A 14,188-nucleotide genomic window follows, 5' to 3' on the forward strand; every position below is an offset into this window, starting at 1 on the left:
CCCATGACCATCGAACGCTACGAGACCGGCCCCCGCATGAGCCAAGCGGTGGCCCACGGCGACCTCGTCTTCCTGGCGGGACAGGTGGCCGCCGACGTGGTCGGCACCGGGGTGACGGCCCAGACGCAGCAGATCCTGGAGCAGATCGACCGGCTGCTGATGCAGGCGGGCAGCGACAAGTCCCGCATCCTCTCGGCGACGATCTACCTCGCCGAGATCGGCGGCTTCGCTGAGATGAACGCGGCCTGGGATGCCTGGGTCGACAAGGAAAACCCGCCCGCCCGCGCCACCGTGGAAGCCCGGCTCGTCGCGCCGGAATACCTCGTGGAGATCGCCGTCACCGCCGCGCGAGGCAAATCGTGATCCGGCGGCGCCTGCTGGGAGGGCTCGCCGCCCTCCCCCTCCTCCTCGCGGCTTTCGGCGGCGCGAGCGCTCAGGAGCGCGTCGTCAACATCTACAACTGGTCGGACTACATCGACCCGAAGGTGCTCGACGACTTCACGAAGGCGACGGGGATCAAGGTCGTCTACGACACCTACGACAACAACGAGATCCTCGAGACGAAGCTTCTGGCCGGCAAGTCCGGCTACGACATCGTCGTGCCGTCGGGCCCGTTCCTGCAGCGCCTGATCAAGGCGGGCGTGTTCCTGCCCCTCGACAAGAGCAAGATCCCCAACCTCAAGCACGCTTGGCCCGAGATCAGCAATCGGCTCCAGGCCTACGATCCCGGCAACACCTTCGCCGTCGATTACATGTGGGGCACCACCGGCATCGGCGTGAACGTGAGCGCCGTGCGCGAGCGCCTGGGAGCCAACGCGGCCCTCAACAGCTGGAGCCTCGTGCTCAACCCGAGCTCCATGGCCAAGCTCAAGGAATGCGGGGTGATGCTCCTCGATTCCCCCGAGGACCTGATTCCGTCGATCCTGCCCTTCTACGGCTACAAGTCCGATTCGAAGCGCTGGGACGACATCACCTCCGTGACCGACGCGCTCTACAAGGTCCGCGGCGCGGTGCGGAAGTTCCACTCCTCGGAATACGTCAACGGGCTCGCCAACGGCGATCTCTGCCTCGCGGTCGGCTATTCCGGCGACGTGATGCAGGCCAAGAAGCGCGCCGAGGAATCGAAGAACGGGGTCGAGGTCGCCTACTTCATCCCCAAGGAGGGGGCGCTGATGTGGTTCGACGCCTTCGCGATCCCGAAGGACGCGGCCCATCCGGGCGAGGCCCACGCCTTCATCGACTACATGATGCGACCCGAGGTGGCGGCAGCCAACACCAACTTCGTCTCTTACGCCAACGGCAACCTCGCCTCGCAGAAGTTCGTGAAGCCCGAGATCATGAGCAATCCCGGCATCTACCCGGACGACGCGACCCTGCAGCGCCTCTCCGTCAACACGGCCTGGAACGACTCGACCCAGCGCTTCGTCACCCGGGCCTGGACGCGGGTGCGCACGGGCCGGTGAACCGGAACGGGATCGCCTGGACTGAGGGCGCGATCCCGATCGTCGGCTCAGGGTGAAACGCGGGCGCTGCGAGGCCGGCCCGCAAGTTCGCGGTACGGCGGCGCGTCGAGGGCTCCGCGCTCCACGAAAAAGGCCCCGGCTCTCGCGAGCCGGGGCCTTTTTCGTGTCCGCCCTCCCCGCCCGCGAGCGCGGACGGGTAGGGATCGTTCCAGAGCTTACTCGGCCGCGGCCGGGGGCAGCTCGCTGAGTCCGGCGGCGTTGGCCGCGTTCTCGGCGGAGCGCTGCTGCAGGATCAGGTTGTCGCGGCGGCGCGCGATGGAGCGGATGTCCGCCGCGAGCGAGCCGGTGCCGGCCGGGATGAGCGAGCCGACGATGACGTTCTCCTTGAGGCCTTCCAGCGTGTCGACCTTGCCGTTGACCGCCGCCTCGGTGAGGACGCGGGTGGTCTCCTGGAACGAGGCCGCCGAGATGAACGACTTCGTCTGCAGCGACGCCTTGGTGATGCCGAGCAGAACGGGGACGCCCTGGATCGGCTTCTTGCCCTCGGCGAGGAGCTTCTCGTTGAAGTCGGCCAGTTCGGTGCGGTCGATCTGGTCGCCCGTGAGGATGTCGGAATCGCCGCCGTCGGTGATCTCCACCTTCTGCAGCATCTGCCGGACGATCACCTCGATGTGCTTGTCGTTGATCGACACGCCCTGGAGCCGGTAGACCTCCTGGATCTCGTTGACGAGGTAGGCAGCAAGCTCCTCCACGCCCTTGATCGCCAGGATGTCGTGCGGTGCCGGGTTGCCGTCGACGATGTAGTCGCCGAGCTCGACCACGTCCCCGTCCTGCAGGTGGATGTGCTTGCCCTTGGGGATCAGGTACTCGACCGGGTCCGAACCGTCATGCGGCGTCAGCGTGAGCCGGCGCTTGTTCTTGTAGTCGCGGCCGAACTGGATCGAGCCGGACTTCTCGGCGATGATCGCCGCGTCCTTCGGACGACGGGCCTCGAACAGCTCCGCCACCCGCGGCAGACCGCCGGTGATGTCGCGGGTCTTGGCCGAATCCGTCGAGACGCGGGCCAGCACGTCGCCGGCCTTCACCTTCGCTCCCGGATCGAGACCGATGATGGCATCGACCGGCAGGTAGTAGCGGGCATCCGAACCGCGCGGCAGCTTCACCGGCTTGCCGTCCTGATCCAGCACGAGCATGGCCGGCTTCAGGTCGGAGGTGCGGGACGAACCGCGCCAGTCGATGACGACGCGCTTGGCGATGCCGGTCGACTCGTCGGTGGTCTCGGTGATGGACTGGCCATCGTAGAGATCTTCGTAGCCGACGATGCCGTCCACTTCGGCCACGATCGGACGGGTGTAGGGATCCCACTCGGCGATCCGCTGGCCGCGCTTGATCGTGTCGCCCTCGTCGACGCGCACCTTGGCACCGTATTGCAGGCGGTGGACCGCCCGCTCGGCGCCGTCCGGCCCGACGATCACCACCGCGACCGAACGGCCGGTGGCGATGAGGTCGCCGTCGGAGTTCTTGGCCAGCGACCGGTTGCGGATCTTGATCGTGCCCTCGAAGCTCGATTCGACGAAGGACGAATCCGCGATCTGGGCCGCGCCGCCGATGTGGAAGGTGCGCATGGTGAGCTGGGTGCCCGGCTCGCCGATCGACTGCGCCGCGATGACGCCGACGGCCTCGCCCATGTTGACGGGCGTGCCGCGGGCGAGGTCGCGCCCGTAGCAGGTGGCGCAGACGCCGCTCTTGGTCTGGCAGACCAGCACCGAGCGGATCTTCACCTCCTGGATGCCGGCGGCGTTGATCGCCGGCAGGTGACGCTCCTCGATCGTCTCGTTGGTCTTGACGATGACGGTGCCGTCCTGCGCCACCAGATCCTCGGCCGTGGCGCGGCCCAGGATGCGGATGGAGAGCGGGGCCACGACCTGACCGGCATCGATGATGGCGCGCATCTTGATGCCGTTGGTCGTGCCGCAATCCGTCTCGCGGATGACGGCGTCCTGCGCCACATCGACCAGACGACGCGTCAGGTAGCCCGAGTTCGCGGTCTTCAGCGCCGTGTCCGCGAGGCCCTTACGGGCGCCGTGGGTGGAGTTGAAGTACTCGAGAACGTCGAGGCCTTCCTTGAAGTTCGAGATGATCGGGGTCTCGATGATCTCGCCCGACGGCTTGGCCATGAGGCCGCGCATCGCCGCGAGCTGCTTCATCTGGGCCGGCGAACCGCGGGCGCCCGAGTGGCTCATCATGTAGATCGAGTTGACCTGCTTGTCGGCTCCGTTGTCGTCCTTCTGGACGGCGGAGATCCGGCCCATCATCTCGGCGGCGAGCTTGTCCGAGCACTTGGCCCAGGCGTCGACGACCTTGTTGTACTTCTCACCCTGGGTGATCAGGCCGTCGTTGTACTGCTGCTCGTAATCCTTCACGAGCGCGCGGGTGTCGTCGACGATCGACCACTTGTTCTCCGGCACGACCATGTCGTCCTTGCCGAACGAGATGCCGGCCTTGAACGCGTGGCTGAAGCCGAGCGCCATGATGCGGTCGCAGAAGATCACCGACTCCTTCTGACCGCAGTGGCGGTAGACGGTGTCGATCATCGCGGAGATCTCCTTCTTCGTCATCAGCTTGTTGACGACGTCGAAGGGGACCTTCGGGTGCAGCGGCAGCACGCCGGACAGGATCACGCGGCCCGGGGTCGTGTCGTAGATCTTCGACACGGGCTCGCCATCCGGCCCGAGGCCGCGCCAGCGCCACTTGATCTTCGAGTGCAGCGACACGGTCTTGGCCGCGAGCGCGTGCTCGAGCTGACCGATATCGCCGAACACGCCCTGCATCGGGTTGTTCTTGTCGTCGGGCTTGTGCGCGCCCACCGCGCCGTCGGCGACGATCGACAGGTAGTAGAGGCCGAGCACGATATCCTGCGACGGCACGATGATCGGCTGACCGTTGGCCGGGTGCAGGATGTTGTTGGTCGACATCATGAGGACGCGCGCTTCCAGCTGAGCCTCGAGGCTCAGGGGCACGTGCACGGCCATCTGGTCGCCGTCGAAGTCGGCGTTGAACGCGGCGCAGACCAGCGGGTGCAGCTGGATCGCCTTGCCCTCGATCAGCTTCGGCTCGAAGGCCTGGATGCCGAGGCGGTGCAGCGTCGGCGCCCGGTTGAGCATGACGGGATGCTCGCGGATCACCTCGTCGAGGATATCCCAAACCTCGGGCTTCTCCTTCTCGACGAGCTTCTTGGCCTGCTTGACCGTGGCCGAGAAACCCTTGGCGTCGAGGCGCGCGTAGATGAACGGCTTGAACAGCTCCAGCGCCATCTTCTTGGGCAGGCCGCACTGGTGCAGCTTCAGCTCGGGGCCGACCACGATGACCGAGCGGCCCGAGTAATCGACGCGCTTGCCGAGCAGGTTCTGGCGGAAGCGGCCCTGCTTGCCCTTCAGCATGTCGGCGAGCGACTTCAGCGGGCGCTTGTTGGCGCCCGTGATGACGCGGCCGCGGCGGCCGTTGTCGAACAGCGCATCCACCGCCTCCTGAAGCATACGCTTCTCGTTGCGGATGATGATGTCCGGCGCGCGCAGCTCGATCAGCCGCTTGAGGCGGTTGTTGCGGTTGATGACGCGGCGGTAGAGGTCGTTGAGATCGGAGGTCGCGAAGCGGCCGCCGTCCAGCGGGACCAGCGGGCGCAGGTCCGGCGGGATGACGGGCACGACCGTCAGGATCATCCACTCGGGCTTGTTGCCCGAGAGCTGGAACGCCTCGATGATCTTGAGGCGCTTCATCAGCTTCTTGGGCTTCAGCTCGGAGGTCGTCGTCGCGATCTCCTCCTTGAGCGAGGTCGCGATCCCTTCGAGGTCGAGCTCCTGCAGGATGCGCCGGATCGCCTCGGCGCCGATCATCGCCGTGAACGAATCCTCGCCATACTCCTCCTGCGCGCGCAGGTACTCCTCCTCCGAGAGGAGCTGACGCTCCTTCAGGGGGGTGAGGCCGGGCTCGATGACGACGTAGGATTCGAAGTACAGGATCCGCTCAAGGTCCTTGAGCGCCATGTCGAGCAGGAGGCCGATGCGGGAGGGCAGCGACTTCAGGAACCAGATATGGGCCACGGGGGCGGCCAGCTCGATATGGCCCATGCGGTCGCGGCGAACGCGCGCAAGGGTGACCTCGACGCCGCACTTCTCGCAGATGACTCCCTTGTACTTCATGCGCTTGTACTTGCCGCACAAGCACTCGTAATCCTTGATCGGCCCGAAGATGCGTGCGCAGAACAGGCCGTCGCGCTCGGGCTTGAAGGTCCGGTAGTTGATCGTCTCGGGCTTCTTGATCTCGCCGTAGGACCAAGACAGGATCTTCTCGGGCGAGGAGATCGAAATCTTGATCTGGTCGAAGCTCTGCGGCTGGGCCTGCTGATTGAAAAGGTTCATGACCTCTTGGTTCATGATCCGCTCCTTGCTCGCCGGCTGCCCCGCGCCTGGGCAGTCACGGCTTGATCCTCATGGCGCCGCGCCCGTCCGGAGCGCCGCTGGCCGTCTTCGTCTCTCGGAAGGCCCCACCCCTTCCCGCTCGACCGCGGCGGCACCCGGTGAGGGGCGCCGCCGCGGGAGGTGATGCGGGTCGTTACTCGGCGGCGTCGGCCGGCGGCTCGATCTGGTCGTTGGCCGCCTGCTGCTGCTTGGAGGAGGTGAGCTCGACGTTGAGGCCGAGCGAACGCATCTCCTTGACGAGCACGTTGAAGGATTCGGGGATGCCGGCCTCGAAGGTGTCGTCGCCGCGGACGATCGCCTCGTAGACCTTGGTGCGGCCGGCCACGTCGTCCGACTTCACCGTGAGCATCTCCTGCAGCGTGTAGGCCGCGCCGTAGGCCTCCAGCGCCCAGACCTCCATTTCACCGAAGCGCTGGCCGCCGAACTGCGCCTTGCCGCCCAGCGGCTGCTGGGTGACGAGCGAGTACGGGCCGATCGAGCGCGCGTGGATCTTGTCGTCCACGAGGTGGTGCAGCTTCAGCATGTAGATGTAGCCCATGGTGACCTTGCGGTCGAAGGGCTCGCCGGTCCGCCCGTCGTAGAGCGTCGACTGCGCCGAGCGGTCGAGCCCGGCCATCTCCAGCATCGTCTCGATGTCGGCTTCCTTGGCGCCGTTGAACACGGGCGTGGCCATCGGCACGCCGCGCCGCACGTTGTTGCCGGCCTCCGCCAGAGCCTCGTCGGAGAGCCCCTCCAGCTCGGACGGGGAGTAGATCGCTTCCATCTCGGTCCGCAGCGGCGCGATGTCCTGATTCCTCAGGTAGGCATCGACCGCCTTGGAGACCTTGCGACCCAAGCCCGCAGCCGCCCAGCCCAGGTGGGTTTCCAGGATCTGGCCGACGTTCATGCGCGAGGGCACGCCGAGCGGGTTGAGCACGATGTCGGCATGCGTCCCGTCCTCGAGGAACGGCATGTCCTCGATCGGCACGATGCGCGAGACGACGCCCTTGTTGCCGTGGCGGCCGGCCATCTTGTCGCCGGGCTGGATCTTGCGCTTCACCGCCACGAAGACCTTGACCATCTTCATGACGCCGGGCGGAAGCTCGTCGCCGCGCTGCAGCTTCTCGACCTTGTCGAGGAAGCGCTGCTCGAGGCGCTTCTTCGACTCGTCGTACTGCTTCTGCATCGCCTCGATTTCCGTCATCAGACGGTCGTCGACTACGGCGAACTGCCACCATTGCGAGCGGGGATACTCGCTGATGATCTCGCGGGTCAGCGTGGTGTCCTTGCGGAAGCCCTTCGGGCCCGCCACCGGCGACTGACCGATCAGCACCTCGGCCAGACGGGCGTAGGTGTTGCGGTCGAGGATGGTCTGCTCGTCGTCGCGGTCCTTGGCGAGACGTTCGATCTCCTCGCGCTCGATCGCCTGGGCGCGCTCGTCCTTGTCGACGCCGTGGCGGTTGAACACCCGGACCTCGACGATCGTGCCCGTGACACCGGGGGGCACGCGCAGGGACGTGTCGCGCACGTCGGACGCCTTCTCGCCGAAGATGGCGCGCAGGAGCTTCTCCTCCGGCGTCATCGGGCTCTCGCCCTTCGGCGTGATCTTGCCGACGAGGATGTCGCCGGCATGCACCTCGGCGCCGATATAGACGATGCCGGCCTCGTCGAGGTTCTTGAGCGCCTCTTCCGAGACGTTCGGGATGTCGCGGGTGATCTCCTCCGGACCCAGCTTGGTGTCGCGGGCCATCACCTCGAATTCCTCGATGTGGATCGAGGTGAACACGTCATCCTTCACGATCCGCTCGGAGAGCAGGATCGAGTCCTCGAAGTTGTAGCCGTTCCAGGGCATGAACGCGACGAGCACGTTGCGGCCGAGCGCGAGCTCGCCGAACTCGGTCGAGGGACCGTCGGCGATGATCTCGCCCTTCTTCACCGGCTCGCCGACGCGCACCAGCGGCTTCTGCGTGATGCAGGTCGACTGGTTGGAGCGCTGGAACTTCTGCAGGCGGTAGATGTCAACGCCGGGCTTGGTCGGGTCGGTCTCTTCCGTGGCGCGGATGACGATACGGGTGGCGTCCACCTGATCGACGATGCCCGAGCGGCGGGCGGCGATGGCAGCACCCGAGTCGCGGGCGACCACGGCCTCCATGCCGGTGCCGACGAAGGGCGCGTCGGCGCGAACCAGCGGCACCGCCTGCCGCTGCATGTTCGAGCCCATCAGCGCGCGGTTGGCGTCGTCGTTCTCGAGGAACGGGATCAGCGCGGCGGCGACCGAAACGAGCTGCTTGGGCGAGACGTCCATGAGATCGACGCGGTCGGGGGCGACCACGATGACCTCACCCGCGCGGCGGCAGACCACGAGGTCGTCCGTCAGCTTGCGGCCCTCGTCCATGCCGGCATTGGCCTGGGCGACGTAGTACTTGGCCTCCTCCATCGCGGAGAGGTAGGCGACCTCGTCGGTCACCACGCCGTCCTTCACCCGGCGGAACGGCGTCTCGATGAAGCCGTACTTGTTCACGCGGGCGAAGGTCGCCAGCGAGTTGATCAGGCCGATATTCGGGCCTTCCGGGGTCTCGATCGGGCAGATGCGGCCGTAGTGGGTCGGGTGCACGTCGCGCACCTCGAAGCCGGCGCGCTCGCGGGTCAGACCGCCCGGGCCAAGCGCCGAGAGGCGGCGCTTGTGCGTCACTTCCGAGAGCGGGTTGGTCTGGTCCATGAACTGCGAGAGCTGCGACGAGCCGAAGAACTCGCGCACCGCCGCCGCGGCGGGCTTCGCGTTGATGAGATCCTGCGGCATCACCGTGTCGATATCGACCGACGACATGCGCTCCTTGATGGCGCGCTCCATGCGCAGGAGGCCCAGGCGGTACTGGTTCTCCATCAGCTCGCCGACCGAGCGGACGCGGCGGTTGCCGAGGTGGTCGATGTCGTCGATCTCGCCCTTGCCGTCGCGCAGGTCCACCAGCGCCTTGACGACCGCGAGCATGTCCTCGCGGCGGAGCGTCCGCACGGTGTCGGCGGCGTCGAGGTCGAGGCGCATGTTCATCTTCACGCGGCCGACCGCCGAGAGGTCGTAGCGCTCGGCATCGAAGAACAGCGAGTGGAACATCGCCTCCGCAGTGTCGAGCGTCGGCGGCTCGCCGGGGCGCATGACGCGGTAGATGTCGAAAAGCGCACCCTCGCGGGCCGAGTTCTTGTCCACGGCCAGGGTGTTGCGGATGTAGGGGCCGACATTGACGTGGTCGATGTCGAGCACCGGGATCTCGGTGACGCCGACATCGTCGAGCGCCTTGAGCATCTTCTCCGAGATCTCGTCGCCGGCCTCGGCCCAGATCTCGCCCGTCTTCATGTTGACGAGGTCCTCGGCGATGTACTGGCCGACGAGATCCTCGTCGGTCGCCTTGAGGAACTTGGTGCCCTTCTCGCCGATCAGGCGGGCGTTGCGGGCGTTGAGCTTCTTGCCGGCCTCCAGCACGACCTCGCCGGAATCGGCGTCGATGAGATCGACGGAGGCCTTGAAGCCCTTGAGACGCTCGGCGTCGAACGGCACGCGCCAATCCGCCCCGTCACGCTCGTAGGTGACGCGGTTGTAGAAGGTCGAGAGGATCTCTTCGCCGTCGAGGCCGAGCGCGAACAGCAGCGAGGTGACCGGCAGCTTGCGCTTGCGGTCGATGCGCACGTGCACGATGTCCTTGGCGTCGAACTCGACGTCGAGCCAGGAGCCCCGGTAGGGGATGATGCGGGCAGCGAACAGCAGCTTGCCGGACGAGTGGGTCTTGCCCTTGTCGTGGTCGAAGAACACGCCCGGCGAGCGGTGCATCTGCGAGACGATGACGCGCTCGGTGCCGTTGACGATGAAGGTGCCGTTGTCCGTCATGAGCGGCATGTCGCCCATGTAGACGTCCTGCTCCTTGATGTCCTTGACGGACTTGGCGCCCGTGTCCGGGTCCACATCGAACACGATCAGGCGCAGCGTCACCTTGAGCGGGGCCGCGAAGGTGATGCCGCGCTGGCGGCACTCGTCGACGTCGTATTTCGGCTGCTCGAAGGTGTAGCGCACGAATTCGAGGAGCGCGGTCGAGGCGAAGTCCGAGATCGGGAAGACCGACTTGAAGACGCTCTGGAGGCCCTCGTCGCCGCGCCCGCCCTCGGGCTCGTCCACCATCAGGAACTGGTCGTAGGACGCCTTTTGAACCTCGATGAGGTTCGGCATCTCGGCGACTTCCCGGATCTTGCCGAAGAACTTGCGAATGCGCTTGCGACCGACCAGCGTATTGGCCATGAGACCTCGCTCCACCACCTCAGCGTAGGGTGCCCGGGGAAGGCGGACCGCCTCCCATCACCGGGCTCGAAGGGCCGTCCCGCCGGACGATCAGCCCACCCGAACCGAATTCGTCTCCGTTCGCCGCCCATTCCCGCCCTCAGGAACGACGGCCGCCCGAAGCAGCGTTAGCCCGCGAGCCGGAGCCCGCGGGCGTCTGGCCGGCGCAGCCCCGGGGGACTGCGCCGGATCCGATGGGCCGGGAAACGGCCCATCGACGGATTACTTGAGCTCGACCTTGGCGCCGGCCTTCTCGAGCTGGGCCTTGAGCTTCTCGGCCTCGTCCTTGCTGGCGCCTTCCTTGACGGGCTTCGGGGCGCCCTCGACGAGGTCCTTGGCTTCCTTGAGGCCGAGGCCGGTGATCGCGCGGACCTCCTTGATGACCTCGATCTTCTTGTCGCCGGCCGAAGCGAGCACGACCGTAAACTCGGTCTGCTCCTCGGCGGCGGCGGCAGCGCCACCACCGGCGGCCGGGCCGGCGGCCACGGCGACGGCAGCGGCGGCAGAGACGCCCCACTTCTCTTCGAGCATCTTGGCGAGGTCGGCGGCCTCGAGGACGGTCAGCGACGAGAGATCGTCGACGAGCTTGGCGAGATCAGCCATGTGTCAGTTCCTTCACGTATATCGGTTTGAACGGGTCGGTTTGTAAGGGGGAAACGGCTCAGGCCGCTTCGTCCTTCTTGGCATAGGCCCCGAACACGCGGGCGAGCTTGGCCGCCGGCGCGTTGACGACCTGGGCGATCTTGGTCGCGGGAGCCTGGACGAGGCCCACGATCTTGGCGCGCAGTTCGTCGAGGGACGGAAGCGAGGCGAGGGCCTTCACGCCGTCCGGGTTCAGGGCAGTCGTTCCCATCGCGCCGCCGAGAATCACGAGCTTGTCGTTCGTCTTGGCGAAATCCACCGCAACCTTGGCGGCCGCGACCGGATCGCTCGAGTAAGCGAGCAGGGTCGGGCCTTTCAGGAGGGGCTTGATGGAAGCGACGTCCGTGCCATCGAGAGCGATGCTGGCGAGCCGGTTCTTGGCGACCTTCACGGTGGCGCCGGCCTGCTTCATCTGCGAGCGCAGCTTCTGCATGTCGGCGACCGTGAGGCCCTTGTAGTGGGCCACGACGACGACGGCGCTTGAGTCGAACACGCCGTTGAGCGTCGAGACGAGATCAGCTTTTGCTGTCCTGTCCACTGGTGCTCTCTCCGGTTGGCGGAACCTGAGGCAGGTCCGCCGGTTGCACTTGCCGCCCGGAACGGATCTCGGCGTGAAGCCGGAACCGTCGCCCGGGCGACGTCTCACGGCCCTGTCCCCTTGAAGCGCCGGATGAGGCCCCTCGCGGGTGAGATTGGTTCGAACCGATGCCTCCCCCCGGTGCCTGGCGGCCCCGAAGCGAGGTGCGAAAAAATTCGGTCTTCCCCGTCTGTGCAGGCTGTCGCCGATTAAGCCGGTTGCCCAGCGCCTGCAGTCTCGGACAGGACATAGCCGGAAACGGCGCTCAGAGCGGCTGCCCCGAGACCCTTCCGGCCATCGCCGCCCGGTTGCCCGGGCGACATCTCGAACGGAAACCGACCGATTGGTCGATCCCTTCCAATGGGTGAATTCGTGGAGCGCGGTCTATAGCGGCGTGCAAGCCGCCTGCCAAGTCCCGGCCTGCGACTTTTCCGTCGCAGGCAAGATCGCAAGCACAATCGCAGCGGGATCGCGGGCACGGCACGGATCGGCCGTCCCCTCTCCCCCCAGCACCGCGCCTCTTCACCCCGCATTCACCCTGCCGGCCTCCGCCCGGGCGCCCCTTCGGTCCATGTGCGCCGGCGCATGCCCGCCCGCTCCGAACCGGGCCTAAACCGCCGCGCTTCGAAGCGTGAGAGTTGGTCAGGGCGATGTCCCCGAAGGTGTTGCTGGCGCTGGTCGTGCTCGTCCTCGTTCTGGACGGCCACCTGCCCGGGATGCGCGAATTGCGCAACCCGGACGCCGAGGGCGGCAAGGGCGCGGGCCGCGCCGCCCTCGTGTCGAAGCGCGCCGGGACCTGAAGCCCCGGCCCCCGGCTCAATAGTTGATCTGCAGCTGCCCGCGGAACAGTTCGCCCTCGGCCCGGCCGAGGCGGCCGCTATTGGCCTCGCGGCGCTTCATGTTGGCGTAGGCGAGCGTCAGCTCCACCGACTTGATCGGCTGGAACTCGATGCCGAGCTCCAGCTCGTCGGTTTCGAGGCGCGGTGCGTTCGTGGCCACCTTCCAGCCGCCGTCGTAGGTCTGCCAGCGGATGTAGGGCATGAACGGGCCGACCGGCGAATGGTCGACCTTGTACATGGCCTGGACGTAGCCGCCCTGGAGCGGCTTGGTCTGCACGGCCCGGGCGATGGGATCCCATTCGGGGCCGCGGCCCCAGTTCCAATCGGCCTGGAGGCCGAAGGGTTGCGGGTACAGGATCGCGTGCAGGCCGACGCGCTCGTCGTCGTAGGCGTTGCCCAGGGTGGTGGTGGAGCCGAAGGTGGCTTCGGGCCGGAAGCGGTTGCGGTAGGCCGAGCCGCCGACCTCCAGCACCTGCCCGCGGAAGGCTTCGCCGAGGCCGTCGAGTTCGAACGGCCAGGTCGCCATCACCACCGTCATCAGGTCGTTGTTGGCCTCGACCCGGTTGATGGTCTGGCCGTTGTAGATGCCGACGCCGAAGGCGCCGTAATTGCCGAACAGCTTCTGGCCGCCCTTGGCGAGGCGGTCCCAGATGCGCTGCACGTGCCAGGGCGTGTAGTAGAACGAGATGCCGATGTCGCGCTCGCCGGGCACGGCGCTGTTGATCGCGTCGGAGCGGTCGAGCGTCAGGCGGTTCTGCGAGGATTGCAGGTTTTCCCAGCCGTAGGGCACCTTCTGCTGGCCGAAGCGCAGCCGGGTGCGGCGCTCGTCGTCGAGGAACACGTCGGCATAGGCGTCGCGCAGCTGGGTGTAGTGCTGGCGCGACTCGCTGCCCGCCTGGTTCGAGACGTTCACCGCGAAGTCGGGCTGGATGTAGATGAACACCCGCTCGTGGATGTCGCCCTGAAGGACCAGGCGCACCCGGCGGAAGGTGAAGTTGTTGCGGTCGGTGATGCCGCTGTCATGGACCGAGCGCAGGCGCGAGAGGCCCGCCGGGGCGGTGTCGTCGCCGGACAGGAACTCGTTGCCGCGCAGCTGCGTGTAGCCGCGCAGCGACAGGCGCTCGAACCAGGTCTTGGGCCGGCCCGCGCGGCTGGGATCGTCCGCGAGCAGCTGCGGCGCGGGCGGCACCAGCGCGTCGTACCACGTCTCCGGCTCGTCGATGGCGAAGCGGTGCGGGACCTGGGCCGGCGCGGCCGGCTGCCCGATCGCGGATTCCTTCGGCCGGCCGGCCGCCGGGAAGGTGCCGGCATCGGTGTTGCGGGCCGTCGCCTGCCGCAGGGTGGCGCCCCGCGGGCCCCTGCCCTGCGCCTCGGCCTGGGCCTTGATCATCGCCTTGAGCTCGTTGATCTGGCGCTGCAGCTCGGCGACCGTCTGGGCCTGAGCCGGAGCGCAGGGCAGCACCAGAGCGCTCGACAGCAGCAGCGCGGTCAGAAGACGTCGTCTCATCACTCGAACCCCCTTTGCCGCGTTCCGGGCCGGCGTGATCACGCTCGCCGTGTTGTGTTGGAACGCGCCCAGTCTTCGGTTGCGGATCGTCAGGCGCAGCGCGAACCCCGGATGGCCGCTCGAACCGTCCCCGCCCTCCGATCCGCACGGCATGCGGCACCCGGCGAAGTCGTTAGTCGGCTCAATCGCTTAGCGACCCCGGCGGCGCACCCCACAGCCATGCTTGGCCGATAGCACTCCACCGGGAGGATTCAAAGTAATGTGGAGTAAAAATAGACGTATTTTCGAACTCAGTATTTATATAACGGCTGTAGATTCGTATTAATCCAGAGATACTCAAGCTTTTTGCGTCATAAAAACGACGTCACATTGTGATTTA

The 14,188-nt window shown here is 66.8% G+C and carries 8 protein-coding genes; 3 read left to right on the plus strand and 5 right to left on the minus strand.

Translation table 11 applies throughout. The annotated features are described in order from the left end of the window. Positions 1 to 3: 3 nt before the first annotated feature. Both BY998_RS10740 and BY998_RS10745 read left to right on the plus strand, forming a co-directional pair. The gene (locus BY998_RS10740; RefSeq protein WP_110351613.1) at positions 4 to 363 is read left to right on the plus strand and encodes a RidA family protein; all 360 of its coding nucleotides are present in this window, start codon (positions 4 to 6) and stop codon (positions 361 to 363) included. Next, positions 360 to 1,463 carry a polyamine ABC transporter substrate-binding protein gene (locus BY998_RS10745; protein ID WP_110351614.1) on the plus strand — a complete coding sequence of 368 codons (1,104 nt, stop codon included), beginning with the start codon at positions 360 to 362 and terminating at the stop codon, positions 1,461 to 1,463. The genes BY998_RS10740 and BY998_RS10745 overlap by 4 nt, the downstream gene beginning before the upstream one ends. Before the next feature lie 215 nt (positions 1,464 to 1,678). Here BY998_RS10745 and rpoC read toward each other — a convergent pair whose 3' ends face one another. The 4 genes from rpoC to rplJ all read right to left on the minus strand — a co-directional run bounded on the left by rpoC (position 1,679) and on the right by rplJ (position 11,424). After that, positions 1,679 to 5,896, minus strand: a complete 4,218-nt coding sequence (gene rpoC, locus BY998_RS10750) for a DNA-directed RNA polymerase subunit beta' (RefSeq protein WP_110351615.1) — start codon at positions 5,894 to 5,896, stop codon at positions 1,679 to 1,681. 178 nt (positions 5,897 to 6,074) lie between these two features. After that, the gene (gene rpoB / locus BY998_RS10755) at positions 6,075 to 10,205 is read right to left on the minus strand and encodes a DNA-directed RNA polymerase subunit beta (RefSeq protein WP_110351616.1); all 4,131 of its coding nucleotides are present in this window, start codon (positions 10,203 to 10,205) and stop codon (positions 6,075 to 6,077) included. A gap of 261 nt (positions 10,206 to 10,466) precedes the next feature. Continuing rightward, positions 10,467 to 10,847 carry a 50S ribosomal protein L7/L12 gene (rplL, locus tag BY998_RS10760; protein WP_110351617.1) on the minus strand — a complete coding sequence of 127 codons (381 nt, stop codon included), beginning with the start codon at positions 10,845 to 10,847 and terminating at the stop codon, positions 10,467 to 10,469. 58 nt (positions 10,848 to 10,905) lie between these two features. Further along, positions 10,906 to 11,424, minus strand: coding sequence for a 50S ribosomal protein L10 (gene rplJ / locus BY998_RS10765; protein WP_110351618.1), 519 nt, complete (start codon positions 11,422 to 11,424; stop codon positions 10,906 to 10,908). Positions 11,425 to 12,113: 689 nt separating this feature from the next. Here rplJ and BY998_RS24310 point away from each other — a divergent pair. Next, positions 12,114 to 12,263 (plus strand): hypothetical protein, encoded by a 150-nt coding sequence (locus BY998_RS24310; protein WP_181425485.1) that lies wholly within the window; start codon positions 12,114 to 12,116, stop codon positions 12,261 to 12,263. A 16-nt stretch (positions 12,264 to 12,279) separates the two neighbouring features. Here the strand turns inward: BY998_RS24310 and BY998_RS10770 are convergent, their stop codons facing one another. Further along, positions 12,280 to 13,809: a porin gene (locus BY998_RS10770; RefSeq protein ID WP_110351619.1), complete on the minus strand. Its 1,530-nt coding sequence runs from the start codon at positions 13,807 to 13,809 to the stop codon at positions 12,280 to 12,282. Positions 13,810 to 14,188 lie beyond the last annotated feature (379 nt).

Source organism: Methylobacterium sp. B4 (assembly GCF_003201865.1).
Lineage (GTDB): Bacteria > Pseudomonadota > Alphaproteobacteria > Rhizobiales > Beijerinckiaceae > Methylobacterium.

What these genes read in the sequence shown, in the direction of transcription:
- BY998_RS10740 (WP_110351613.1), top strand. Translation starts at nt 4, where the DNA reads ATGACCATCGAACGCTACGAGACCGGCCCCCGCATGAGCCAAGCGGTG.
- rpoC (WP_110351615.1), bottom strand. Translation starts at nt 5,896, where the DNA reads ATGAACCAAGAGGTCATGAACCTTTTCAATCAGCAGGCCCAGCCGCAG.
- rpoB (WP_110351616.1), bottom strand. Translation starts at nt 10,205, where the DNA reads ATGGCCAATACGCTGGTCGGTCGCAAGCGCATTCGCAAGTTCTTCGGC.
- rplL (WP_110351617.1), bottom strand. Translation starts at nt 10,847, where the DNA reads ATGGCTGATCTCGCCAAGCTCGTCGACGATCTCTCGTCGCTGACCGTC.
- BY998_RS24310 (WP_181425485.1), top strand. Translation starts at nt 12,114, where the DNA reads ATGTCCCCGAAGGTGTTGCTGGCGCTGGTCGTGCTCGTCCTCGTTCTG.
- BY998_RS10770 (WP_110351619.1), bottom strand. Translation starts at nt 13,809, where the DNA reads ATGAGACGACGTCTTCTGACCGCGCTGCTGCTGTCGAGCGCTCTGGTG.